A 24736-nucleotide genomic window follows, 5' to 3' on the forward strand; every position below is an offset into this window, starting at 1 on the left:
CGGGTCAGTTGGCCGCCGGGGCGGGCCGGGCCGCCCCCATCTTTTCCATCATCGTGCGCATGGCAGCGCGGCGTTCTTCGGGCGTCACCTTGCCGTCCTTGTTGGCGTCGGCCATGTCGAAGTGCTTCTTCACGCCGGCATCATACTCGGCCCGCGTGATTGCGCCATCCTTGTTGGCATCGGCCATGGCCAGCATGGCATTTCCGCCCCTGTGGCCACCCATGCGCCCGCGCGCCATCTTGCCCGGCCCCATCATGTCAGGTCCCATCTGGCCATGACCCATCATGCGGCCTTCGCCGTGGCCCTTCCAGCCTTCCGCGCGGCCTTCGTGATGGGCAAGGAACTCGGCCTTGCTGATTGCGCCGTTCCGGTCGGTATCCATCGCGGCAAAGCGTTCTTCCATGCGGTTCTCGCGGGCGGCCTTGCGGTCAGCTTCGTCGATCTTGCCGTCCTTGTTGACATCAAGCCTGGCCCAGCGTGCATCGGCCTGCGCCTTGGCCTGCTCCCATGTCACGGTGCGGTCGCGCTCGGCATCGGCCTTCTGGGCCATGGCAGGCGATGCGGCATAAAGGGCAAGGGAGGCCGTCGCCAGAACGGCAGCGGCAGAGGCAATGTGAAAGGTCTTCATCGAATGGCACTCCGGCAGGGAGGGAGAACGGGGGAGGAAGCTGTGACCGTCCGCCGGCAAGGGAGGGGGGTGCCTTGCCTGTCGGGAGGGGGAGATCGTGCGGTCAGCCCCAGCTTCCTTGAAAACCGTTCTAGGCGCGTCTTGTCGCGCGACTATGCCGCGAGGCAGGGTTTATTGTCGCAATTTGTCGCATCCGTCCGGGCCGGTTCAGCCGCGTGAAAGCCTGCTGCCTCACAAAGGCGCGCAGGCCGCCTCAAGCCAGGCCAGATCCGCGCCGGAAAGCTGCGGGGCCAGCACTTCGCGCACGCGGGCGTGATAGGCATTGAGCCATGCGCGCTCCTCGGCCGAAAGCAGCGCCACATCCACCAGATCGCGCGCGATGGGCGCGAAGGTGAGCGTCTCGAAGCCCAGAAAATCGCCTTCCGCGCCGGGAATCTCGCGCCGTTCCACGAGAACGAGGTTCTCGATCCGGATGCCGTAGGCGCCGGTCCGGTAATAGCCCGGCTCGTTGGAAAGGATCATGCCGGCAAGCAGTTCCTGTCCGGTCCCGGCCTGCCCGCCACTGGCCTTGGCGATACGCTGCGGGCCTTCATGGACGGCAAGGAAGCTGCCCACCCCGTGCCCGGTGCCATGGGCATAATCCAGTCCTGCCGCCCAGAGAAACTGCCGCGCAAAACTGTCAAGCTGGCTGCCCGTGGTGCCCCTTGGAAAGACCGCGCGGGCCAGCGCGATATGGCCCTTGAGCACGCGGGTGAAGCGGTCCTTCAACTCGGCGGGCGGCGCATCCGGGCCGATCCACACGGTGCGGGTGATGTCGGTGGTGCCATCCAGATACTGCCCGCCCGAATCGACAAGATAGACGCTGTTCGGCTCAAGCGTGCGGTTCGTTTCCTCGCTGACCCGGTAATGCACCACCGCGCCATTCGGCCCTGCGCCCGAAATCGTATCGAACGACAAGTCCTTGAGCAGCCCGGTTTCGGCGCGAAAGGCATGAAGGCGCTCGGCCGCGGAAAGCTCGGTCACGCCGCCACCGGGAGCCTCGGTTTCCACCCAGTGCAGGAAGCGGGCAATCGCCGCGCCATCGCGCGTCTGTGCGGCGCGGTGTCCGGCCTGCTCCACAGGATTCTTGATCGCCTTGGGCAGGACAACCGGATCGGTTTCGGTCACGATCCGCGCGCCTGCGCTTTCAAGCGCAAGGAAGATTGCGGCCACGGCCCTTTCGGGATCGACCGCCACCCTTTGCCCCTTCAGCGTCTCCAGCCCGGCCACGAAGCGGTCGCGCGGGTGGATGCGCACGGCATTGCCAAGATGGGCCCGAAGTTCCGGCGTGACCTTTTCCGGCGCGATGAACAGGTCGGCCGTGCCATCGGCATTGGCAATGACATAGGACAGCGCCACCGGCGTTCGCTCCACATCGGTCCCGCGGATGTTGAGCAGCCATGCCACCGAATCGAGCGCGGTGATGACCGCGGCATCAAGGCCGCGCGCGATGAGCCATTCAGCCACGGCGGCGCGCTTTTCGTTTGCCGACATGCCGGCATGTTCGCTGGCATGGGGCACTGCCGGTGCGGGCGAGGGGGCTGGCCGGTCGGTCCATACCGCATCGACGGGATTGGCCGCGACCGCCACGAGCGTGGCCTGCCGCGCCTCAAGCGCGCTTGCCACGGCCTGTGCCCAGCCGCGCGTGTGCAGCCACGCGTCATAGCCGATCCGCGCGCCGCCGGGCGCATGTTGTGCAAGCCATGCCGCCACGCTGGTCTGGGGCACGGATTCGTAGCTCCAGAGCCGCCCGTCCACCTGATCGCGCACTTGCAGGGTATAGCGTCCGTCCACGAAGATCGCGGCCTTTTCGGCCAGGACCACGGCAGTCCCCGCCGAACCGCCAAAGCCTGTCAGCCATTCCAGCCTTTGGGCATAGGCGCCCACGTATTCGCTCATGTGTTCGTCGGAAATCGGGATCACGAAGCCGTCGAGGCCATCTTTCGCCAGTTGCTTGCGCAGGGCATCGAGGCGGGCTTCATGGGTTTGCATCAGCATGGGTTCTTGTCCTGAAAAGGCAGGCCCGGCTTGCGGGCATCATGGACCCAACATAGATGCAGGCAATGAGCATTGCCACACCCCAGCCGAGCGCGCCCCCCGTTGCCGCCCGCAAGCCCCATGTCTTCTCGCATCACGGCATCACCGTTACCGATGATTATGCCTGGCTGCGCGATCCCGGCTATCCCGACGTGACCGACAGGGAGGTGCTTGCCCATCTGGAAGCCGAAAACGCGTGGTTCGAAAGCCGCATGGCTGAACGCCAGCCGGTAATTGATGCGCTGTTCCGGGAAATGCGTGGCCGCATCAAGGAGGCCGACAAGTCGGTCCCGCAGAAGGACGGCGATTTCCTCTACTGGATCGAGTTCGAGGAAGGCGCGGAATACAAGAAGTGGTGGCGCAGGCCCGTGGGTGCGCCCGACGATGGCAGCGCGGACGAACTCATCCTTGATGAAGTGGCGCTGGCAGAGGGGAAGGACTACTTCCGGCTGGGTGCCATCGCCGTGTCGAAGGACGGCACGAAGCTGGCGTGGTCGGTCGATGACAACGGATCGGAGCGCTTTACCGCGCGGATCAAGGTGATCGCCACAGGCGAAGTGCTGTCCGACGAGATCCCCGGCACGCTTTCCGGGCTGATCTGGGTGAAGAACGATACCGGCCTTGTCTATTCGCTCGCCAACGAGAACTGGCGCACCGACAATGCGCGCCTCCACTGGATCGGCCAGCCGCTGGAAAACGATGTCGAACTCTATCACGAAGATGACGAAGGCTTCCGCGTCGGCGCTTCGCTGTCTGCCAACGAAAAGTGGATCATCATCGCCACTGGCGACCATGAAACCGGTGAAGTGCGGCTGGTTCCGGCGGATGACCCGCTTTGCCCGCCGCTGCTGGTCAGGCCCCGGCGCAAGGGGGTGGAGTATGACGTGGATGAGCGCGACGGCGTTCTGTATATCCACACCAACGATACGCACGAGAACTTTCGGCTGGCCACCGCACCGCTTGCCGATCCCGCCAACTGGACGACGCTGATCGAAGGCACCGACGATTTCTATCTGACCGGGTTCGAACTCTTCCGCGATTTCTACGTTGTCGAAGGACGGGTGCGCGGGCTGGACCGGATCGAGGTGCGCTACTACGACGACCCCGCGCGGATCGAGCCGGTCGTGTTTCCCGAAGCAAGCTACGAAGCCTCGCTGGGCGAGAATCCCGAATGGGACATGACCGTGCTGCGGGTGGGTTATGAATCGATGGTCAGCCCCGCATCGGTTTATGATTATGACGTGGCCAGCCGCAGCCTCACCCTGCTCAAGGTGCAGGAAATCCCCAGCGGCTATGACGCCTCGCTCTATGAAACGGCGCGGCTGGAAATTGCCGCGCGCGACGGGACCATGGTGCCTGTCAGCGTGGTCTGGCGCCGCGACCGGGACGCGATCAACGGCGGTCCCGGCGGGCCGCTTCACCTTTACGGTTACGGCGCCTATGGCATTGCCATCGGTCCGGGCTTTTCGACCACGCGGCTCAGCCTTGTGGACCGGGGCTTTGCCTATGCCATTGCCCATATCCGCGGCGGGGATGATCTTGGCCGCGCCTGGTACAAGGCAGGCAAGCTGGAATCACGCACCAATACCTTCAACGATTTCGTCGATGTGGCGAAGGGCCTGGTCGCGCGCGGGTTCACCGCGCCGGGCCGGATCAGCATTTCCGGTGGATCGGCCGGTGGCGAACTGATGGGCGCGGTCATCAATTCCGACCCGGACCTGTGGGGCGCGGTCGTGGCGCACGTGCCCTTTGTGGATGTGCTCAACACCATGCTCGACCCGGACCTGCCCCTGACTCCCGGCGAGTGGCCCGAATGGGGCAACCCGATAGAGGACAAGGCGGCCTTCGAACTGATCCGGTCCTATTCCCCCTACGATCAGGTCAGGCCCCAGTCCTATCCGCCGCTGATGGTGACGGCCGGGCTGAACGATCCGCGCGTGACCTACTGGGAACCGGCCAAGTGGGTGGCAAAGCTGCGCGAGATGAAGACCGACAGCAACGAACTGATCCTCAAGACCAACATGGGCGCAGGCCATGGGGGCAAATCGGGCCGGTTCGAAAGCCTGAAGGAGACAGCAGAGGAGTTTGCCTTCATCCTGTGGCAACTGGGGGTGCAGGCTTGAGCAATCGCCACACGCTGACCTTTACTGCCGGGCCAGAGCACATCGACGAGCTGGGCCACGTGAACAATGCGGTCTGGGTGAACTGGATTCAGGATATAGCCACGGCGCACTGGGCGGCGGTGGCAAGCGCTGAACACCAGCAAGCCTATGTCTGGGTCGTCACACGGCACGAGATCGACTATCGCGGCAACATTGCCGAGGGGCAAAGCGTCACCGCCGAAACCTTCATTCCCGAACCGCCCAGCGGCGCGCGGTTTGACCGGTGCGTGGTGTTCCGCAATGCGGCGGGCAAGGCGATCGTCAGCGCAAGGACCACCTGGGCGATCATCGAGCGCGCATCGGGCCGCATCCTGCGGGTGCCGCAAGAGGTGGCCGCGCCGTTTCTGCCCTGAAAGTCTGTGGCCTGAGTTTTGCGGCCTGAGTGCCGTGATCGTTCGGCGCCGGGCGTTCAGGCCACCTCGGCGGGGGCAAGGGGTGGCTGGAAGCCTGTCACCTTCTCGCGCATGGTGCAGTTGCGGCCGCGGCGCTTGGCTTCATAAAGCAACTGGTCGCAGCGGGCGTAGAGCGTGGCAAAGTCGATCCGCAGCTTGCCCTTGGTATCGTGCTCGACCAGACCCATGCTGGCCGTGACGATACGGTCAAGCCCTTCCACTTCGGATGCGATGCGGCTGGAAATGGCACGGCGGCAGCGTTCGGCGCGTGCGGCCGCATCGGGGCCGCGCAGCAGAAGCAGGAACTCCTCGCCGCCCATGCGGATCGCGCGGGTATCGCGGTCTTCGGCCAGTGCGCTGGCTGCGGCGCGCAGCACGACATCGCCTGTCGCATGGCCGTGGGTGTCGTTGACCGCCTTGAAATTGTCGAGGTCAATAACCGCCATCGTGCGGAAGCCTGCAAGGAACAGATCCTCGAAGCGCCGTTCGATCGAGCGGCGGTTGCGCAGGCCCGTCAGCGGATCGCGCCCGGCCATGCCTTCCAGTTCGAGCGCGCGGGCCGTCGCCTCGTCGCGTTCCTGTCGCACATCGACGAATCGGCTGATGATGCCGATCGCCGTGACCAGCACTTCGAAGGCAAGCGATAGCTGATAAACGACGATGGCTTCGGTCGGGTGAAACGAGGGCACGAGATAGGCCGCCACACGCCACGCCCCGATGACCAGCAGCGGCGACCAGCCATAGATCTGGAACCAGACCGCCTTGCTGCCGCGCAACTGCGCCCAGATCATGATGATGCACAGCATGGCGATGGCAAGGCCCATGGCCAGATACATCGCCCCCGAAGACCAGGGACGGACCATTTCCAGCCTGATGCAACTGAGCACGCCGGTGGTCCAGATGGCGCCCGCCAGCCAGCCTGCCGCACGCGTCATTCGGCGGGGCAGCAGGCCCGGCTCGATGAAGTTTGCCGCAAACATCAGTGCGGCCGACCCCATCGTGGCAAAGGCCATGTTCGACAATTGCCACTCCCAGGCGATGTCCTGCGCACCAAGCAGGTGGATGAAACCCGTGGCAACGCCTGCCTGAACCAGCATGGCCGCCACCATGACGAGATGCCAGATCACGTAACGTTCCGGCAGGACCGAATAGAACGCGGTATTGACCAGAAGCGGCACCAGCAGCATCCCGCAGATTGCGGCCATGCTCACGATCATCGGCAGCGGCCACCCCGTGCCGTCAGGATGCGGGTCGAGCTTCATCTCGCTCAGCATGGTCTTGTTCCACGGCCGCACCACGCGCACCGCGATTTCGGCGGTCTCGGCGGTCACGCCCGCCAGTGGCAAGGCCATGTAAGGGCCGGTGCCGAGGTGCCGCAGATCCTGCGGCCAGTGCGATGCCCACACGATCGAACCATCGCGCGAGACGAGGCCGACATCGATTCGATCGAAATGTCCGGTGTGGGTGGTGATGCTTTGCGGGAGAAGCCGGTTTTCCCCATCTCCCAGAATGAAGCGGATCAGCACGGTCTGCGCGGTATGGGTCCAGTCGGTGCGCCCGCAGTTCCAGCGCGCCGGATCGGCGGCCACCTGATCCCAGCTTTCGTCAAGCCGGGCCTCGGCGTGGCACTCGCGCTCCACCGCGATTGCCTGTGCCTGCGCCGGCTGCGAAAGCACGCCGAACGCCGCCATTGCACAAAGCAAGAAACGGACAAGCACGAAAATCATGCCTGCCAGCTAGAACAACAAGTTTAGAACCGGGTTAATCCGCTTTGCGACTGGTTCACAATGGCGCGCTTAAAGAATGCGGTAAGTTCCTTGTCTCTTGCCCTTGCGCAATAAATGGAAAGCGATCTTGCCGGCAGGCAGGTGGCGGGCAGGCCAGTTCTGCGGTTACAGCGGATTGCCGTCGCGGTCCCTGTAGATCTCGCGCCGTCCCACATGGTTGGCCGGCCCGACCAGGCCATCGGCCTCCATCCGTTCGATCCATTTGGATGCAGTATTGTAGCCCACGCCCATCTGACGCTGGATCCAGCTTGCGCTCGCCTTCTGGCTTTCGAACACAAGCTGGCAGACCTGACGATACTTGCGGTCTTCGGGGTTGTCCGAGGCGCTGTCGATGTCGTCGAACGAGAACCCGCCGTCCTCCGGCTCTTCCGTAACCGAATCGACGTATTCCGGGCTGCCTTGCCCGCGCCAGTGATCGGCCACCTTTTCCACTTCCTCGTCGGAAACGAACGGGCCATGCACGCGCTTGATGGGATCGGTGTTGGGCTTGTAGAGCATGTCACCTTTGCCCAGAAGCTGTTCTGCCCCCTGTTCGCCGAGGATGGTGCGGCTGTCGATGCGACTGGTCACGGCAAAGGAAATGCGGGTCGGCAGGTTGGCCTTGATGACACCCGTGATGACATCCACCGAAGGCCGCTGCGTGGCCATGATGAGGTGAATGCCCGCCGCACGGCTCTTTTGCGAAAGCCGCTGGATCAGCACTTCGATTTCCTTGCCGACCGTGACCATGAGGTCGGCCAGCTCGTCGACGATGACGACAATCTGGGGCAGCACTTCGTAATCGAGCTGCTGCTCCTCGAACAGTTCCTCGCCGGTATCGGGATCGAAACCCACCTGGATGCGGCGGCCCAGCGGCTTGCCCTTGGCCTGGGCGGCGCGGACCTTTTCGTTGAAGCCCGAAAGGTTGCGCACCCCGATCGAGGACATCTGCCGATAGCGGCGCTCCATCTCCTCGACCGCCCATTTCAGGGCGCGCACCGCCTTGGCCGGTTCGGTGACGACCGGCGAGAGCAGATGGGGAATGTCGTCATAAGACTTGAGTTCGAGCACCTTGGGATCGACGAGGATCAGGCGGCACTGCGCGGGCGTGAGGCGGTAGAGCAGCGAAAGCAGGATGCAGTTCAGCCCCACCGATTTGCCCGAACCGGTCGTGCCCGCCACCAGCAGGTGCGGCATCGTGGCAAGGTCTGCCACCACCGGTTCCCCCGCAATGTCCTTGCCAAGGATGATGGGCAGCATTGCCCGCGAATTGGCGAACTTCTCGCAGGCAACCAGTTCGCGGAAGCTCACCATGTCGCGCACGGCATTGGGCAGTTCGATGCCCATGACGGTGCGGCCGGGAATGGCCGAGACGCGCGCGGAAATCGCGCTCATATTGCGGGCGATGTCGTCTGCCAGCCCGATCACGCGGCTGGCCTTGATTCCGGGCGCCGGTTCCAGTTCATACATTGTCACGACCGGGCCGGTGCGCACCGCGGTGATTTCGCCCTTGACGTTGAAATCATCCAGCACGTTCTCCAGCAGGCGCGCATTGCGCTCAAGCGCCAGCTTGTCGATTTTCTGGGCCGACCCGGCGGGCGGTTCTGCCAGCAGTTCGATCGAGGGCAGTTCAAACTTGTCGAACAGGTCGCCCTGCCGGGCCTTGGCTGGAGCCGCCGCCAGAACCGGCGCGCGGGTGGCGTCGCTGATCTCGGTCGGCTTGCGCTGGGCAAGGGCCACTTCGGCGTCAATTTCCGCAGCCGCCGCGCGTGCATCCTTCTCGCGCTTGTCACGTCTTGCCGCCAAAACGGCGCGCGCGTCGCTTTCGGCAGTCGCGTCGGTATCGTCGATTTCAGCCACCCGGCCGCGCGGCAGGCGGCGCAGGAACGGCGGGAGCGAGAGCATGCGCACCCAGTCGAAGGCAAAAATGCGGCTGGCGATGGCCAGTCCGGCCGCCAGCGTCAGCAGTCCGGCCGGCACCGTGATCCATTGGTCGGCCATTGCCGGTGCGAGGTTGCGGGCAAGCCCGGCCAGCCCGCGGATCGCCGCAGCCCCAAGCAGCCCGGAAAGCCCGCCCGGCCCGGCGGGCAGGCGGCTGGTGGCGCTTGGCCCCCACAGCGCGAGTGCCGTGCCGATAAGCGCCATGGCAACGAACAGCAGCAGCGTTGGCCGCCACCATTGCGGCGCGGGCGCCACGTCCGCTTCCTCGTCGCCAGTGTCTGCGTCCAAGAAATCGCTTTCGGACTCCCAGAGCCGCCGTGCAAAAACCCAGAGTAGCGGCAGCAGCAGCACGCCGGGCAGGCCGAAGGCAAGGAACACCCGCTCGGATGCCCAGGCACCGGCCAGCCCCATCCAGTTTTCCACCGGACTGCCCGATGCCGTGCTGCCCGAAGGATCGGTCTGGGTATAGCTGGCAAGCGACAAGGCAAGGAACAGCATGGCCAGCAGCAGCAGGGTGCCGCCGAGCAGTTCGGCGCTCCGGCGCAGCGAACGGCGCAGCACGGCCCGCCAGTCGGCGTCGTTCCTGCGCACGGAAGTTGCTGCCCGGCTTGCCATTGTTTCAATCTGTCCCTGATCCAGTGCCCCCGCATAATGCGCCCGACGGGGAGTCAGCGTCAAGAATCCCGGCGAGAAATACCCGCCTTCAGATACCAGGCCGTCAAGTAATGGGCCTTCAGGTGGCGGCCATGCCGTCGATGGCTGCCCAGCCATGAACCGGCAGCCGCGCTGCGCGCGCGCGCGTCATCCCGCCCAGCGCAATCACCGGCAGCGGTGATTGGCGGGCCAGCAGAAGGAAGCGCACCGGTCCCAGCACGCCGCCTCCGGGGTGTGATCGGGTGGGGAACACGGGCGAAAGCAGGATGGCATCGGCGCGGGCGCGCACCGCCATGCCAATTTCGCGCAGGGAATGCGCGGTGGCCAGCCGCAGTCCGGCCTTGCCCGCCACTTCGCGGGCCGTGCCATAGACCCCGTCGCAGCGCCAGTGCTGCGGCAGACGCGCCCCGATGACCTTGTGCCCCCGCGCTCCGGCCTGCGCGCGCAGTTTCCTGAAGCGCCGCAGCCGGGCCGGGCCAGCAAGGTGATAGTGGCGAAACACGAGCGCGCCGCCGCGCGGCATGCGGGCAAGCGCACGGGAAAGCGCGCCGTCGTTGCGCGCATCGCTCAACACGATCTGCCGGGGCAGGCCGGTCTTTCCGGCGCTCTGGCGCTTTCCCATCATGGCGCTATAGCACCGCGTCATGGAACAGGCAGTCCCTTCCTTCCCGCTCGCCCCGTCTTCTCCGCTCGCAGATGTGCGCGATCGTATCGCCAGAGCGGCCCGCATCGCCGGGCGCAAAGCTGAAGATGTCACGCTGGTTGCGGTATCCAAGACCAAGCCAGCCGAAGCGATCCTGGCGCTGATCGCCGAAGGCCAGCGTGTCTTTGGCGAAAACCGCGTGCAGGAAGCGCAGGCCAAGTGGCCTGCTATCCGCGCGGCCCATCCCGATGTCTCGCTGCATCTGGTCGGCCAGCTTCAGTCGAACAAGGCGGAAGATGCGGTGGCACTGTTCGATTGCATCCACTCGCTCGACCGTTCCAGCCTTGTCACAGCGCTGGCAAGGGCGCAGGCGAAGCTGGGACGCAAGGTGCCCTGCTTCGTGCAGGTGAATATCGGCGCCGAAGAGCAGAAGGGCGGCTGTGCGGTGGCCGATCTGCCGGGCCTTCTGGACGAAGCGAAGGCGGCGGGCATCGACGTGATCGGCCTGATGTGTGTGCCGCCAGCCGGAATCGAGGCCGCACCGTTCTTCGCCCTGCTCGACAAGCTGGCCGACGAGCACGGCCTGCGCGCCCTTTCCATGGGCATGAGCGATGATTTCGAAGTCGCGGTGCAGCTTGGCGCGACCCACATCCGCGTCGGCTCGGCGCTCTTCGGCGCGCGCTGAACCGCCCATCCGCTCAAGAGAAGCGGGCGGAAGCACTGCGCCCCCGCCCGCTGTGTGATTCCGGCTGAATGACCTCGCCGGACCGGGTGGTCAGAAGTTCGCGCTGACTTCCACGCCCAGCACGCGCCCGCGGACAAGCGGCGAGAACGTGCCGACGGCCGGATTTTCCGCGAAGGGCACGTTCACCCCGGTGGAAAGCGGCCCCCCGAACACGGGGATCTGCGCCGCTCCGCTGCCAAGCTGGGTATCGCCACCATGCTGCACCTGGTCGAGCAGGTTGCGGCCATAGACAGTGAAGGTCAGCCCGCCGGTGTTGTAGCTGATCGAGGCATCGAGGTTGTTGGAAGAGGCGATCCAGCCGAAGTTGTTGTCGGTATAGGCAAAGCGATCGCGGAACTGCCAGTTCGCACGGGCCATGACGCTCGACTTCTCGCCAGTGGCAAAATCAAGCACGGCACCTGCACCATAGGTCCACTTGGGCGTGCGCGGCAGGGCCAGCCGCTTGTCGGCATCGTTCACCACGCCGTCGCTCGAAAGATCGAACAGCACCTTGCGGTAGCGGCCGTTGATATAGCCGAAGTTGGCGGTGAGCAGCAGGTTCTTGTTCACGGCAAAGCGGCCTTCGCCTTCCACGCCATCGATGCGGGCATCGGCGGTGTTGAAGATCGACTGCGCAACGCCCGCTGCCGAACCCTCGTTCACTTCGCGCTGCATGTTGCCTACATCCGTGCGGAAGGCGGCAAGGTTCAGTGTCAGCTTGCGGTCAGGCGTGCGATACTTCACCCCCAGTTCGAAGCTGTCGACCTGTTCTTCGTCAAACGCGAACTGCGGGTTCGGCCCGCCCACGCCTGCCAGCAGTTCGAAGGCGCGGGCATTGGTGATGCGGAAGTTGTAGCCGCCCGAACGGAAGCCGCGCGACCAGTTGCCATAGACCTGTGCATCGTTGTTGAAGCGATACTGGAATCCGACCTTCGGGCTCCAGTTTTCCCATGTGCGCTTGTTGGTGAAGCCGTTGTTCTCGTTCGGGATGATCGGGTTGACGCCGGACGTCGGACAAGTGGCGGCAATGACCGAGCATGTCGGGCGCGGGCGGATGTAGGTGACGGCCGCATCCTTGGTTTCCTTCGACCAGCGCAGACCTGCCGTCAGCGTGAGCTTCTCGGTCACGTCATAGTCGCCCGCCACAAACAGGCCCAGCACTTCGTGATCCTGCCGTCCGCCACCGATCTGCGTCAGCGGGCTGATGAAGGCGGGGAAGCGGCGGATTTCGTCGTAGCCCAGATCCTGCTGGAACCAGAAGCCGCCAGTGGTCAGGTCAAGATTGCCCAGCCGCACGTTGTAGCGTAGTTCGTTCGAATACTGGCGCTGGTTGAAGGCGGTTTCCGAGTGGAAGCGGAACACCGGCAGGGCGTCGATGTCGCCGCTGGTGGCCGACTGGAAATCACGGAAGCCGAAGATGTTGGTCAGCTTGCCATCGCCAATGTCGATTTCGGTCTTGTGCGTCGCAAACCATGCTTCGTTGCGATAGAAGCCGCGGTTGTCGACCGAGAAATCGAAGGTGTCGCGCTTGAACCGCGCCCGGTTCTGGCCGGCCGGTCCATCGCCGTTGCTGGTGAAGTATTCGACCTTGGCGACCATGCGCACCGTTTCGGTGGGCAGGAACTCAAGCGCGCCGCGCACGATTTCGGTCTCGGCCTTGCCGAAGTCGCTGTTGTCGAACAGGTTCTTGAAATAGCCGCGGTCGTTGTTGACGTAGCCGCCGATCTTGAAGTTCAGCTTGTCCTTGATGAGCGGGCCGGAAACCACAGCCTGTGCCGCAAAGTTGCCCGAACCGCGACCGGAATCGACCGGGCCTTCATAGAACACGCGGAAATTGCCCCGGAAATCGGAGGTCGGATCGCCGGTATTGACGAGCACCGCGCCGCCGGTGGTGTTGCGGCCATAGAGAATGCCCTGCGGTCCGCGCGCCACTTCGATCGAGCCAAGATCGAACACGTCGAAGACCAGGCCCGCGTTGACGCCGATATAGACGCCGTCGATGAACACGCCCACGGTCGGGTCGATCGATGGGATAGAGCTGTTCACCCCAAGGCCGCGGATAGAGAAGTTCGCCGTGCCGCGCGAGGTGCCCACCTGATCGAGCGAGACGTTGGGGGCGCTGAAGGTCAGTGTCTGGAGATCGCGCACCTGAAGCGCCTGAAGGGTCTGCGCGTTGAAGGCGGTGATCGCCATCGGAACGGCCTGGACGTTCTCCACGTCCTTCTTCTTGGTTGCGGTCACGATGATGTCGGCGTTGAGCAGGTCGATCGAGGACATCTGCTCCTCGCTCTGCGGCGTTTCCTGCGCCACGGCGCTGCCCGCACCCGCACCCGCAACGAGCAGGGCAAGGGCGCTGGCCGAGCGGACCAGGCCGGAACGCAGACCCTCATATCGCAGACCACGTGCATGAATAGCTGGCATTCACAACTCCCGTTTTGATTATGCACGGGACTTGGTTCAGCAGCGCGCGGCGATCAACCGGTTTTCAACTAAGCAATTAAATATTACAGACAGGTGTGGCAGTTTTGCACGGCACTGATGCCGCCTCGCCAACGTGGTGGTGCGCCAGCGGTGGCTTGCCCTTGGTCTTCCGGCCTATCGGCCGTCCTCAACCGTGGCGTTCCAGTTCGTTTCCGGCCAGCGTCACCACATGCAGCAGGTTGGTCGCACCCGGCGTGCCGAACGGCACCCCGGCCAGCGCCACCAGCTTCGACCCGGCAGAGCCGAAACCGTGGCGCAGCGCCATGCGCTTGCCCTTTCCGATCATCTCCTCGAAGCTGCCGATGTCCTTGGTGCTGACTGCGTGGGCGCCCCAAAGCAGGCCCACCTTGCGTGCGGTCGTCTGCGAAGGCGTAAGCACCAGCATCGGCACGCCGGGGCGTTCGCGCGCCACGCGCCGCGCGGTGGACCCCGATCCCGTAAACACGATGATCCCGGCAATCGGCAGGGTTGCCGCAATGCTGGCGGCGGCCTGCGCCAGCGCATCGGCCGTGGTCGGATCGGGCAGCGTTTCGATGAAGTGGACGCGCGCAAGGTATCCGGGATCGGCCTCCACCTGCGCGGCGATGCGGTGCATGATCGTGACCGCCTCTTCCGGCCAGGCCCCCGCCGCGGTTTCGGCCGAAAGCATCACCGCATCCGCCCCGTCATAGACCGCGTTGGCCACGTCCGAAACCTCGGCGCGCGTCGGGGTGGGGGCCTCGATCATCGATTCAAGCATCTGCGTGGCCACCACCACAGGCTTGCCCTGACGCCGGGCGCTTTCGACGATGCGCTTTTGCAGCGGGGGCACGTCTTCGGGGTTGAGTTCCACGCCCAGATCGCCGCGCGCCACCATGATGCCGTCGGCCAGTTCGATGATCTCTTCCAGTCGCGAGATTGCCGCCGGCTTTTCGATCTTGGCCATGAGCGAGCCGTAGCCGCCCATCAGGCGCCGCGCTTCGGCCACGTCTTCCGGACGCTGGACGAACGAGAGCGCAATCCAGTCGGCTCCATGTTCGACCGCGAAGGAAAGGTCGCGGCGGTCCTTCTCGGTGAGTGCGGGCACCGGCACCACCGCATCGGGCACGTTCACGCCCTTGCGATCGGAAATGACGCCGCCCACTTCGGCCGAACACAGGATTTCGTTCTGGTCGGCCCGGATCACGCGCAGGCGCAGCTTGCCATCGTCGATCAACAGGCGCTGGCCCTTTTGCAGGATGCCGAAAAGTTCGGGATGCGGCAGGCAGACACGGGTTTCATCGCCCGGTTCGGGATTGCGATCCAGCGTGAAGTGGCCCGAATGGCGGATCACCGCACGGCCCTCCCTGAAGGTGCCGACGCGCAGCTTCGGCCCCTGCAGATCGCACAGGATCGTGATGGGCCGGTTCATCTTCTTTTCCAGCGCGCGGATATTGGCGATGGTCTCGGCATGGATGGCGTGTTCGCCGTGGCTCATGTTCACGCGAAAGGCGTCGGCACCGGCGCGATAGAGCTTTTCCAGCATTTCGGGATCGCGGCTTGCAGGGCCGACCGTTGCCAGGATCTTCACTTTTCTGCCGCGAGGATCAAGCTTGGCCACGACGATCATACTCCTTATCAGAACGCGTGACGCGCTATGGCCCATGCCATTTCAAAACCCAAGGACGATTGCAGTGGATACGAATGCAACCCCGCCTGCCGTAACTGTGGATGATCTTCCCGATGCGGTTGCCGCTGCGGCCTTCCGTCGGCTGGTAAAGCATCTTCAGCACCGCCATGATGTGCAGAACATCGATCTGATGGGCCTTGCGGGCTTTTGCCGCAATTGTCTGGCCGACTGGATCCGCGATGCGGGTTTTGCCGCCGACAAGGCCGCGGCCCGTGCGGTGATCCACGGCATGCCGTTCGATGAATGGAAGGCCGCCTACCAGACCGAGGCCACGCCCGAACAACTGGCGCGCATGGAGGAAAGCCTGAAGCGGAACGGCGGGACGCACTGATCGCCCGATGGCGCGGGCTTGCGCTTGCGCGCCATCCTTCTCCTGCCGCAGATTTCCACAGGCACCCTTTTGCCCGAAGCGGTTGGCGCGTCTATCAGGCCCGCCAACCGATTCACGCTTCTTGCCCGGAGATTTTCCCAATGGCTGATTCCGCCGACGACCGCCTGCGCCTCCTGATCGAACGGATCGAACGTCTGGAGGAAGAGAAGAAGGGCATCGCCGACGACATCAAGGACGTTTACAACGAGGCCAAGGCCACAGGCTACGACGCCAAGATCATGCGCCAGATCGTCCGCCTGCGGAAGATGAAGCCCGATGACCGGCGCGAGATGGAAGCCGTTCTCGAAACCTACAAGAACGCCCTCGGCATCGACTGATGCCTGCCTGCGGGGGTGAAAACCCCTCGGCATTGACTTGTGCGGCCGCTAGGCTGGCCTGACTCAATTGCAGAACCTGAGTTCGAAAGGGCAGCCATGATCCTTACCACCACGTCGCGCATCGAAGGTCGGCCGGTGCAGCGCTATCTCGGCGTAGTAACCGGCGAGGTCATCCTCGGCGCCAACATCGTGCGCGACATCTTTGCCTCTGTCACCGACATCTTCGGCGGCCGATCGGGCAAGTATGAGGAAGTGCTGGCCCGCGGCCGCGAACAGGCCCTGCGCGAACTGGAAGATCGTGCCCGCTCGCTTGGCGCCAATGCGGTGATCGGGCTGGATATCGATTATGAAACCATCGGCGCGCGCGGCTCGATGCTGATGGTAAGCGTGAGCGGCACGGCAGTGCTGGTCTGAAGATCGGGCCGCATGCGCCCTTTCCACCCTGCCCCTTGCACCCCGCACAAGGGCGGTGCATAGGAACAAACCATGATCGCCAAGCTCACCGGCATACTCGATGATACCGGCCCGGACTGGGCGGTGATCGACGTGAACGGCGTGGGCTATCTCGTCCATTGCTCGGCCAAGACGCTCAGCCACCTCGGCAACCGCGGCGACAGGGTGGTGGTCCACACCGAAATGCAGGTGAGCGAAACCGACCAGCGCCTCATCGGCTTTGCCAGCGCCGGGGAACGTGCGTGGTTCCGCCTGCTGACGGCAGTGCAGGGCGTTGGCAGCAAGGTGGCGCTGGCCATCCTTTCGGCGCTTTCGGTCGAAGAACTCCAGCGCGCCTGCGCGCAGGGCGATGCCGCCATGGTCGCCCGCGCCAACGGCGTTGGTCCCAAACTTGCCAGCCGCATCGTAAATGAACTGAAGGACAAGGCGGGCGGCTTGGCGGGTTATGCTTCCCCGATCGGCATGGGCAGCGACGAAGGGTTCACTCCACCTCCCGGCAACGCCAGCGCCGATGCGGTCTCGGCCTTGCAGAACCTCGGCTTCAAGCCGGCTGTCGCCAGCAGCGCCGTGGCCGCAGCAGTCAAGGAACTGGGCGAGGATGCAGGCCTGAACGATCTGGTGCGCGTGGCGCTGAAGAGAGCGGCGGGGTGAGATGACCGATAACCCGCTCCTTTCCGCCGCCTCTCAGATCGAGGATCAGGACGCCGCGCTGCGCCCGAAGACGCTGGCCGAGTTTGTCGGGCAGGCGGCGGCGAAGGACAACCTGCACGTCTTTATCGAAAGCGCCAAGATGCGGCGCGAGGCGATGGATCACGTGCTGTTCTTCGGCCCGCCGGGGCTGGGCAAGACCACGCTGGCGCAGATCATCGCGCGCGAACTGGGCGTCAACTTCCGCGCCACGTCCGGCCCGGTCATCGCCAAGGCGGGCGATCTTGCCGCCCTCCTGACCAATCTTGAGCATGGCGACGTGCTCTTCATCGATGAAATCCACCGCCTCAATCCGGTGGTCGAGGAAGTTCTCTATCCGGCGATGGAGGACCGCGCGCTTGATCTGATGATCGGCGAGGGGCCTTCGGCGCGCTCGGTGCGGATCGACCTGCCGCCCTTCACCCTGATCGGCGCGACCACCCGGCAGGGTCTTTTGCAAACCCCGCTGCGGGACCGGTTCGGCATTCCGGTGCGGCTCCAGTTCTATTCGGTCGAAGAGCTTGAGCGCGTGGTTGTGCGCGGCGCCAGCCTGATGGGCATCGGCATCGACAAGGGCGGCGCCACCGAGATCGCCCGCCGTTCACGCGGGACGCCGCGCGTGGCCGGGCGCCTGCTGCGCCGCGTGCGCGATTTTGCGCAGGTCGCCGGCGCGCAGGTGATCAGCGAATCGATTGCCGACGACGCATTGACCCGCCTTGAGGTCGACAAGATCGGGCTGGACCTGCAGGACCGCCGCTATCTCATGATGATCGCGGATATCTACAAGGGTGGGCCGGTGGGCGTCGAAACCCTTGCCGCAGGACTTTCTGAGCCGCGTGACACGATCGAGGAAGTGATCGAGCCTTACCTCATCCAGCTTGGCCTGATTGCCCGCACCGCGCGCGGACGCTGCCTCAATGACCGCGGCTGGCAGCATCTCGGCCTTGCTCCGCCAACCGGGCAGAAGGCCGGCGAACTTCCCGGCCTGTTCGACAGCGCTGACTGACGGACGTCGCCTGCGATAAGGACTCGCGCCGGATTCGGTCCCATATTGGCACAAGGTGAACGGCCTGCCCGGATCGGTCCCGATTTCGGTCAGAATCCGGCCTGCAAAGAGGGTTAACGGCATTGCCCTTGGCCCGGCCATCTGCGTTGTTTGATCCGTCAAGGAGGGCCAACAGGGCGTTAACCGCGCATCTGCTAAGCCGCTCCCAGGAAAGAACGAGAGCAAGATCATGTCTGTTCGGATGGCTTTGGCAAAACTGGCGGCAGCGGCAGCAGGCGGGGCAATGCTCGGCGGCGGTGCGGTTCACGTGTCCGAACCTGCAAGTTCAAGCGAGATCCACCGCGTCAAGCCGGTGAAGGTCAAGCAGGCCAAGGTGGCCAAGCGTGTGGCTCCGGCCCGCAAGAGCGCGCGGGTCGTCCATCGCGCGCGCCGCGTGGTGACAACCACCACGACGCGCACCTGCCAGCCAGCGCAGCAAATGGCGATGATGCCCGTGCCCTACATGCCGCCCATGCCCCCACAGCCCGTGGGCGGCGGCGGTGGCGGCGTGCCGGTCGTGATCGGCGGCGGCGGCTTCGGCGGCTTTGGCGGCGGCTTTTTCGGCGGGTTCTTCGGCGGCAGCGGCGGCGGTGGCGGCGGCAGCGTCGTGATTTCCTCGACCAGCACGGGCTCGTCCTCCACTTCCGGCGGTTCGACCTCGACCTCCGGCGGCTCTACATCCACGTCTGGCGGTTCCACCTCGTCGACATCGGGGGGCGTCTCGACCTCGACCGGCGGGGTTTCAACGTCAACCGGCGGCATCTCCAGCACCAGTTCTACCGGCGGGGTCTCGACTTCTACCGGGGGCGTATCCACCTCGACGTCGACCGGTGGTGTCTCAACCTCCACGGGCGGGGTTTCGACCTCAAGCTCGACCTCGTCCGGCAATGTCTCCACCTCAAGCGGCGCGGTCAGCAGTTCGTCCAGCACCTCCTCCGGCAATGTCAGCAGCAGTTCGGGGAACGTCTCGTCGTCGAGCGGCAACGTGTCCTCTTCCAGCGGCAATGTTTCATCGTCGAGCGGGAACGTCTCTTCCTCAAGCGGTAATGTGTCCTCGTCGAGCGGGAATGACGTCTCCTCCTCCAGCGGGAACGTCAGTTCCTCATCGGGCAACGTTACCTCCAGTTCTTCGTCCTCGACGTCTTCGGGCAACGTGAGCACCAGCAGTTCCACGTCGTCCTCGTCAGGCAATGTCAGCACCAGCAGCTCGACATCGACTTCGTCGGGCAACGTCAGCACGAGTTCGTCGACATCGACGTCTTCGGGCAATGTGAGCACGAGCTCCTCGACTTCGAGCAGCACCAGCAGCTCGACCTCCAGCTCGACCTCCTCATCCACCTCGTCTTCGACCTCCAGCTCGACATCGACTTCCAGCTCCACCTCCTCGTCGAACGGCGGCACGACGACGGGCGGAACCAACGGGGGCACCGATGTGCCCGAACCCTCGATGGTGATCCTGTTCGGAGCGGCGGCGGCGGCTCTGGTTGCGCGGCGGCGTTTCGGCGCGCCCAGGCAGGCTCGCGCGCCGCGCGGCTGAAGCATTTCATCGCCTGCCGCGGCAGGCGAGCGGGAAGGGCGGCCTCCGGGGGGAGCCGCCCTTTTCTGTGCGAAGTGTGCCTTGCGGGGTAAGCTGCCGGGCGCGTTAGCGGTGGCTGCCGAGCATGTTGGCGTGGGTGATGGCCACCGCCAGAGCGTCGGCCGCATCTTCGCCGGCAAGTAGCACGCCGGGCAGCAGGATCTTCAGCATGTGCTGGATCTGCTGCTTTTCCGCGCCGCCCGTGCCGACGAGTGCTTTCTTGATGACCTTGGTCGGATACTCGGCAACCGGTATGCCAGCGCGCGCCACGGCGACCATCGCCACCCCGCGCGCCTGCCCCAGCTTGAGCGTGGACTGCGGATTGACGTTGACGAAGACCTCTTCGACCGCGCCGCTGTCGGGCCTGTAGATGTCGATCACCGAGGCAAGGGCGGCATCCAGTTCCACAAGGCGTTCGGCCATCGTGGCCTTGTTGTCGGTGCGGATCTGCCCGTTGGCGACATGGCTGAGGCGGCTGCCCGCCTTGGACACAACGCCCCAGCCAGTAACGGTGAGGCCGGGGTCGATACCCAGGATTATCATCCTACAGCTTCAGTCCGAAGCGCGGACCGATCTGCATCATCGCCAGATAGAGCAGCACGGTGAGCGCACACCCCGCAACCAGCGCTATCCAGAACGACACGCCATGGCGCAGCAGCGCCGGGATCAGCAGAAACATCGGCAGCGATGGCAGCACATACCAGAACGTCGCTTCGGCATGGATCGCCATGTTCTCGGCATCCGGGCGGGCGTGCCACAGGAACACCATGCCGAGCACGGATACGAGCGGAAGCGAGGCGACCAGTGCGCCCAGCGCAGGCAGACGCTTTCCGGTTTCGGCAATGGCCGCGATCAGCACGCCCGACAGGAGCGCCTTGGCGACCAGTTGCCACATGCCCGCAATCAGCCCAGCTTTTCCATGACCTCATCGGGGATTTCGTAGTTGCCCCAGACGGTCTGCACATCGTCATCGTCGTCAAGCACGTCGATCAGCTTGAGGAGCGTTGCGGCGTCTTCGGCGGAAACTTCAGTCTTCATGTTGGGACGCCAGGCGAGTTTCACCCCTTCGGCCTCGCCCAGAACCTTTTCGAGTTCGCGGGCGACTTCGTGCAGGTTCTCCACCGCAACCCAGATCTGGTGGCTGCCGGGGTTCTCGTCGCCATCGCCCATATCGGACTCGACATCGTCCGCGCCCGCCTCGATCGCGGCTTCCAGAACCTTTTCCTCATCGCCCACCTTGGCCGGATATTCGATCAGGCCGAGGCGTTCAAAGCCATGGCTCACCGCGCCGCTCGCACCAAGATTGCCGCCATTCTTGGCAAAGGCGGTGCGCACGTTGGTGGCGGTGCGGTTGCGGTTGTCGGTCAGCGCCTCGACGATGATCGCCACGCCGCCAGGGCCATAGCCTTCGTAGCGCACTTCCTCGTAATTTTCGGCATCGCCCTTCGACGCCTTGTCGATCGCGCGGGCGATGTTGTCCTTGGGCATGGACTGGGCCTTGGCCGCGTTCACCGCCGCGCGCAGGCGCGGGTTCATGTCGGGATCGGGCATGCCCATCTTGGCCGCCACGGTGATTTCGCGCGAAAGCTTGGAGAACATCGCCGAGCGCTTCTTGTCCTGCGCGCCCTTGCGATGCATGATGTTCTTGAATTTGGAATGGCCTGCCATGATCCGTCTTCTTGCGGTGATCGTGAGTCTGCAAGGCCCCTAGCCCACGCGGCGGCCTTCTGGCAATCGCCGCGCAAAGGCGGACTGGCGCAATCGGCCATTTGGCGGCAGAACAGGCGCCGATGATACGCCAGACCCTGACCGAACTCGTCGCGTTCCTGAAGAACCCCCGCCCGATGATTGCCGAAGGCCTGAACGCCGATGGCGCGATCCAGCGCTGGCTGGTGCTGGCTGTGGTGCAGATCGGCGGACTGGGGCTGGTCGTCATGCCGCTGATGCTGGGCTGGCAGAAGCTGTTCGGCCTGCCATCGCCCAATGCCTTCGAGGGTCTTTCTCCGCTGGCGCTGTGGGGCGGGGCGGTGCTGCTCGCGCCGGTGCTGGAGGAACTGTTCTTCCGCGGCTGGATGAGCGGTCGGCCCGCCACGCTCGCGACGATGGCGCTCGTCATGGTGGAACTGCCGCTTTATGCCGCATTCGGACGGGGCAATCCCCTCGTCGGCGGAGCAATCCTGCTTGCCACGGTCATTGTCGGTGCGGTGCTGTGGTATCGCCTCGATGCCCGCCGCACGGTGCCGGGCTGGTTCGTGCGCAGCTTTCCATGGCTGTTTCACACCATGACCGCGCTTTTCGCGCTGCTCCACGTGTTCAACTATCCCAAGGTCAGCCTGATCGTCCTGCCGATGGTCCTGCCGCAATACTTTTCGGGGCTGATGTTCGGCCACATGCGGGTGCGGCTCGGCCTGCTGGCGGCAATCCTCAACCACATTGCATCCAACGCCATCATGCTGACGCTGGCGCAACTGTCGGCCTAATCGATCACGAGATAGTATCCGGCCGCGCTTGCCGACGAATTGCTCAGCACGATTTCGAAGCGCCCGCTGTAGAGCGGAGTCCACGTGCATTCGGGATTGCGCGCACGCGCGGGCGGGCAGACGGGGCGCGCTTCGGCATCGAGCACGGCAAACTCGATGGCGGCCTGCGCCGGTGTCGCCACGGCCACGCGGGCGATGCGGCCACCGTTGAACAGTTGCGGCAGGCGGACGCTGGTGCCGGGGGGAAGCTGACCGGCCTTGTAGGCCGGACCAAGCAAACGCCCGCGATAGGGCGGGGTTTGCGGCATATGCGCCGTGCTGCGCCACGCAGCGACCGGATCGGCCTCCGGATCAAGGGGGCGGGCGCCATATGCGTCGAGCATGGCGATGGCCCTGCCCAGCGCGCGCGGATCATCTTGGGTGGCATCGGCTTCGGCCAGCAGCCGGGCAATGTGTGCGGCAGGCTGATCCGCCACGGGTGCCACCGCTGCCGGATGAGAACGGGCGTGCGCATCGGGTGCTGCGCGGCCCGTGCTGCAACCGCCAAAGCCCGTGGCAAGCACGATGAGGGCCGCCGCCACCCCCAACGGGTTATGCATCTTCGCTTTCGCAAAGGTCATGGTGCAGGCTCCAGAATGAACTTCGCGCCACGCGGACTGTCGCCCAGATGCAGGATCATGCCGTGCCGTTCGGCGATGGCTTTCGAAAGGGCAAGCCCCAGCCCGTGGCCGGGCTTTTCCGGCCCTTCCGGGTCGGCTGGGGCGGTGACGCGCGAAAAGCGTTCGAAGATGCGGCTGCGCTGGTCGTGCGGGATGCCGGGGCCATCGTCCTCGACCACGATGCGCGGGCCGGGCCCCACGCTGAGCCGGATCGTGCCGCCTTCGGGAACGTATTTGATGGCATTGTCAAGCAGGTTGGAAAGTAGCCGCGTGATCTGCATCCGCTCGCCCAGCATGGTCACGCCCGGCGCAATCGCGGTTTCGAGCAGAAGCCCTGCATCCTCCGCGCTGCCTTCGTAAAGCTCTGCGAGACTGCGCGCCAGGGCGCTGAGATCAAGTTCGGCAAGCCCTGCCAGATCGCCCCTGCGGCTTTCGGCAGAGGCAATGTCGAGCAGCGAATCCAGCATGGCTGCGATCGAGCGGATCTCGTCTCTTGCCTGGCCCAGCGGCCCGCCGGGTGCTTCGGGCCGTTCCTGCATGGCGCTGGCCAGCCGGTTGTCGAGATGCATCAGCGGCGTGCGCACTTCGTGGGCGACATGCTCGGACACCTGCTTGTAGGCTTTGAGCAGTTGCGCCTTGCGGGCCAGCAGGCGCGTGCCATGGGCGGCGATCTCGTCGATCTCGTCGCCCCCCCGCGACCGGGCCGGAAAACGGGCGCTGCGGCCGTCGGCGGCGGCCCCCAGCGCGGCATTGACCGCATCCATCCGGCGCGCCAGATGCCGGGCCGTCAGCCATGCAACCAGCGCCACGGCGGCCACGATGGCCGCGCCGACACCGAGGAACGCTCCCGAAAGCATGGTCTGCGCCGCGCTGTCGCGTTCATACTCGCGGGCGACCAGCAGTTGCAGCCCCGGTGCCAGGCGCGCTCCTTGCGCATAGACCTTCGTTCCGTCGGAAAGCGCAAGAAAGCCCTGCTCGGATCGCGCTGCGTCGAGAGGCGGCCATTTCGCGATGTCGCCTGCAAGCGGGCGCCCGGCACCGTCGGCAACAAGATAGTGCGAACGCCGCCCTTCAAGGCTGACGACAGCCTGCCGGTCGTTCACCCGTTGCAGCAGCTCTTCGCGCCCGGCAGTGGCGTAGATGTCTATCAGCCCGGCAAGATCGGTCGATACCGTAGCCGAGAGCGAGGCGCGGGTCTGGCGCTGGACGGTCAGCAGCGTGACCGCGAAAAGCACCGCCACCGCCAGGACCGCAATCAGGATCGAGGCGGCAGTGAGTTGCCCGAAGATCGACCGGCGGCGTCTGCGCTGGGGTGTTGCGGCGTTCATTCCCCTCTCGTCAGGCGGTATCCTGCGCCCCAGATGGTTTCGAGCGCAGGGCTGGAAAAGCCGTCTTCCAGCTTGCGGCGCAGGCGTCCGATGTTCACGTCGACGACATTGGTCTGCGGATCGAAGTTCATGTTCCACACATCGCGCAGCAACATTTCGCGCGTCACGGTCTCGCCCGCATTCTCCATGAAATAGCGAAAGAGCGCAAACTCGCGCGGGGAAAGCGGGATGTGTCTGCCGGAACGGAACGCCGTGCGGGCCTTAACGTGGCATTCGAAGGCACCATAGATGATGACCGCTCCGTGAACGGCACCGGCCGCACGGCGATGCAGCGCGCGCAGCCGGGCCACCAGTTCGGGCGGTTCGTAAGGCTTGGCAAGGTAATCATCCACGCCCGCTTCCAGCCCTTCAATGCGGTTCTCGCTGCGGCCCAGCGCCGAAAGCATCAGCACCGGCGTGCCCACCCCCGCCGCGCGCAACCGCGACACGATGGTCAGGCCGTCGATATCGGGCAGCATCCGGTCAAGGATGATGACATCGAAGGGTTCGGCGCCCGCACGCTGGAGCCCGCCGGTCCCGGTCTGTTCCCAGGCCAGGCGATCGCCATCGGCATCGAGCAGCGAGCGCACGGCTTCTGCGGCGCGCGGATCGTCTTCAACGTAAAGGATGTTGAGGTTGCTCATCG

General features: G+C 64.8%; 24 protein-coding genes. 10 read left to right on the forward strand and 14 right to left on the reverse strand.

Annotated elements, in window-relative coordinates:
- Nucleotides 1-4 precede the first annotated feature (4 nt).
- Both DKM43_RS09825 and DKM43_RS09830 read right to left on the reverse strand, forming a co-directional pair.
- Nucleotides 5-628, reverse strand: a complete 624-nt coding sequence (locus DKM43_RS09825) for an EF-hand domain-containing protein (RefSeq protein WP_109798309.1) — start codon at nt 626-628, stop codon at nt 5-7.
- Between the two features lie 231 nt (nt 629-859).
- Nucleotides 860-2659, reverse strand: coding sequence for an aminopeptidase P family protein (locus tag DKM43_RS09830; RefSeq protein WP_109798474.1), 1800 nt, complete (start codon nt 2657-2659; stop codon nt 860-862).
- Between the two features lie 62 nt (nt 2660-2721).
- On the opposite strand from DKM43_RS09830, the gene DKM43_RS09835 reads away from it, so the two are divergent.
- Entirely contained in the window at nt 2722-4827 is a 2106-nt protein-coding gene (locus DKM43_RS09835; protein ID WP_109798310.1) for a S9 family peptidase, read from the forward strand.
- Nucleotides 4824-5219 (forward strand): acyl-CoA thioesterase, encoded by a 396-nt coding sequence (locus DKM43_RS09840; protein WP_109798311.1) that lies wholly within the window; start codon nt 4824-4826, stop codon nt 5217-5219. The genes DKM43_RS09835 and DKM43_RS09840 overlap by 4 nt, the downstream gene beginning before the upstream one ends.
- Nucleotides 5220-5275: 56 nt before the next feature.
- Here DKM43_RS09840 and DKM43_RS09845 read toward each other — a convergent pair whose 3' ends face one another.
- The 3 genes from DKM43_RS09845 to DKM43_RS09855 all read right to left on the reverse strand — a co-directional run bounded on the left by DKM43_RS09845 (nt 5276) and on the right by DKM43_RS09855 (nt 10244).
- A complete protein-coding gene (locus DKM43_RS09845; protein ID WP_161554068.1) occupies nt 5276-6949 on the reverse strand; it encodes a sensor domain-containing diguanylate cyclase in 1674 nt (557 codons plus the stop codon).
- A 201-nt stretch (nt 6950-7150) separates the two neighbouring features.
- Nucleotides 7151-9580: a DNA translocase FtsK gene (locus DKM43_RS09850; RefSeq protein ID WP_109798313.1), complete on the reverse strand. Its 2430-nt coding sequence runs from the start codon at nt 9578-9580 to the stop codon at nt 7151-7153.
- A 118-nt stretch (nt 9581-9698) separates the two neighbouring features.
- On the reverse strand, nt 9699-10244 hold the full coding sequence (locus DKM43_RS09855) for a thiamine phosphate synthase (RefSeq protein WP_330857629.1): 546 nt from the start codon (nt 10242-10244) through the stop codon (nt 9699-9701).
- A 19-nt stretch (nt 10245-10263) separates the two neighbouring features.
- Between DKM43_RS09855 and DKM43_RS09860 the strand changes: the two genes are divergently transcribed.
- Nucleotides 10264-10947: a YggS family pyridoxal phosphate-dependent enzyme gene (locus DKM43_RS09860; protein WP_109798314.1), complete on the forward strand. Its 684-nt coding sequence runs from the start codon at nt 10264-10266 to the stop codon at nt 10945-10947.
- A 90-nt stretch (nt 10948-11037) separates the two neighbouring features.
- Here DKM43_RS09860 and DKM43_RS09865 read toward each other — a convergent pair whose 3' ends face one another.
- Nucleotides 11038-13407: a TonB-dependent receptor gene (locus DKM43_RS09865; RefSeq protein WP_109798315.1), complete on the reverse strand. Its 2370-nt coding sequence runs from the start codon at nt 13405-13407 to the stop codon at nt 11038-11040.
- Between the two features lie 187 nt (nt 13408-13594).
- Nucleotides 13595-15055 carry a pyruvate kinase gene (gene pyk / locus DKM43_RS09870; protein ID WP_109798316.1) on the reverse strand — a complete coding sequence of 487 codons (1461 nt, stop codon included), beginning with the start codon at nt 15053-15055 and terminating at the stop codon, nt 13595-13597.
- 64 nt (nt 15056-15119) lie between these two features.
- On the opposite strand from pyk, the gene DKM43_RS09875 reads away from it, so the two are divergent.
- The 5 genes from DKM43_RS09875 to ruvB all read left to right on the forward strand — a co-directional run bounded on the left by DKM43_RS09875 (nt 15120) and on the right by ruvB (nt 17969).
- On the forward strand, nt 15120-15446 hold the full coding sequence (locus DKM43_RS09875; RefSeq protein WP_236632496.1) for a DUF1244 domain-containing protein: 327 nt from the start codon (nt 15120-15122) through the stop codon (nt 15444-15446).
- Nucleotides 15447-15586: 140 nt separating this feature from the next.
- Nucleotides 15587-15823 carry a DUF2312 domain-containing protein gene (locus tag DKM43_RS09880; RefSeq protein ID WP_109798318.1) on the forward strand — a complete coding sequence of 79 codons (237 nt, stop codon included), beginning with the start codon at nt 15587-15589 and terminating at the stop codon, nt 15821-15823.
- Between the two features lie 96 nt (nt 15824-15919).
- Entirely contained in the window at nt 15920-16237 is a 318-nt protein-coding gene (locus DKM43_RS09885; RefSeq protein WP_109798319.1) for a heavy metal-binding domain-containing protein, read from the forward strand.
- Between the two features lie 72 nt (nt 16238-16309).
- Nucleotides 16310-16927, forward strand: coding sequence for a Holliday junction branch migration protein RuvA (ruvA, locus tag DKM43_RS09890; RefSeq protein WP_109798320.1), 618 nt, complete (start codon nt 16310-16312; stop codon nt 16925-16927).
- 1 nt (nt 16928) lies between these two features.
- Nucleotides 16929-17969 carry a Holliday junction branch migration DNA helicase RuvB gene (gene ruvB, locus DKM43_RS09895; protein ID WP_109798321.1) on the forward strand — a complete coding sequence of 347 codons (1041 nt, stop codon included), beginning with the start codon at nt 16929-16931 and terminating at the stop codon, nt 17967-17969.
- A 498-nt stretch (nt 17970-18467) separates the two neighbouring features.
- Here ruvB and DKM43_RS09900 read toward each other — a convergent pair whose 3' ends face one another.
- Nucleotides 18468-19427, reverse strand: coding sequence for a hypothetical protein (locus DKM43_RS09900; protein ID WP_236632497.1), 960 nt, complete (start codon nt 19425-19427; stop codon nt 18468-18470).
- A gap of 28 nt (nt 19428-19455) precedes the next feature.
- Here DKM43_RS09900 and DKM43_RS16680 point away from each other — a divergent pair, with 28 nt between their 5' ends.
- Nucleotides 19456-19545, forward strand: coding sequence for a hypothetical protein (locus DKM43_RS16680; RefSeq protein WP_109798322.1), 90 nt, complete (start codon nt 19456-19458; stop codon nt 19543-19545).
- Between the two features lie 105 nt (nt 19546-19650).
- Here the strand turns inward: DKM43_RS16680 and ruvC are convergent, their stop codons facing one another.
- Genes ruvC through DKM43_RS09920 form a run of 3 tightly spaced genes read right to left on the reverse strand, consistent with a single transcriptional unit; the run spans nt 19651 to nt 21252 of the window.
- Nucleotides 19651-20127 carry a crossover junction endodeoxyribonuclease RuvC gene (gene ruvC / locus DKM43_RS09910; protein ID WP_109798323.1) on the reverse strand — a complete coding sequence of 159 codons (477 nt, stop codon included), beginning with the start codon at nt 20125-20127 and terminating at the stop codon, nt 19651-19653.
- A 1-nt stretch (nt 20128) separates the two neighbouring features.
- Nucleotides 20129-20479: a DUF3147 family protein gene (locus tag DKM43_RS09915; protein WP_109798324.1), complete on the reverse strand. Its 351-nt coding sequence runs from the start codon at nt 20477-20479 to the stop codon at nt 20129-20131.
- A gap of 8 nt (nt 20480-20487) precedes the next feature.
- Nucleotides 20488-21252 (reverse strand): YebC/PmpR family DNA-binding transcriptional regulator, encoded by a 765-nt coding sequence (locus DKM43_RS09920; protein WP_109798325.1) that lies wholly within the window; start codon nt 21250-21252, stop codon nt 20488-20490.
- A gap of 122 nt (nt 21253-21374) precedes the next feature.
- Between DKM43_RS09920 and DKM43_RS09925 the strand changes: the two genes are divergently transcribed.
- The gene (locus tag DKM43_RS09925; RefSeq protein WP_109798326.1) at nt 21375-22064 is read left to right on the forward strand and encodes a CPBP family glutamic-type intramembrane protease; all 690 of its coding nucleotides are present in this window, start codon (nt 21375-21377) and stop codon (nt 22062-22064) included.
- On the opposite strand, the gene DKM43_RS09930 is transcribed toward DKM43_RS09925, so the two are convergent.
- From DKM43_RS09930 to DKM43_RS09940, 3 genes are read right to left on the reverse strand one after another with little or no spacing between them, the layout of a single operon-like run.
- Nucleotides 22061-22684: a hypothetical protein gene (locus tag DKM43_RS09930; RefSeq protein WP_109798327.1), complete on the reverse strand. Its 624-nt coding sequence runs from the start codon at nt 22682-22684 to the stop codon at nt 22061-22063. The two genes, DKM43_RS09925 and DKM43_RS09930, sit on opposite strands and share 4 nt — an antisense overlap.
- Nucleotides 22681-24051, reverse strand: a complete 1371-nt coding sequence (locus DKM43_RS09935) for a sensor histidine kinase (protein ID WP_109798328.1) — start codon at nt 24049-24051, stop codon at nt 22681-22683. Before DKM43_RS09935 ends, DKM43_RS09930 begins: the two co-directional genes overlap by 4 nt.
- The gene (locus DKM43_RS09940) at nt 24048-24734 is read right to left on the reverse strand and encodes a response regulator transcription factor (RefSeq protein WP_109798329.1); all 687 of its coding nucleotides are present in this window, start codon (nt 24732-24734) and stop codon (nt 24048-24050) included. The genes DKM43_RS09935 and DKM43_RS09940 overlap by 4 nt, the downstream gene beginning before the upstream one ends.
- Nucleotides 24735-24736: the final 2 nt, after the last annotated feature.

This window comes from Novosphingobium meiothermophilum, from assembly GCF_003171715.1.
Classification (GTDB): domain Bacteria; phylum Pseudomonadota; class Alphaproteobacteria; order Sphingomonadales; family Sphingomonadaceae; genus Novosphingobium; species Novosphingobium meiothermophilum.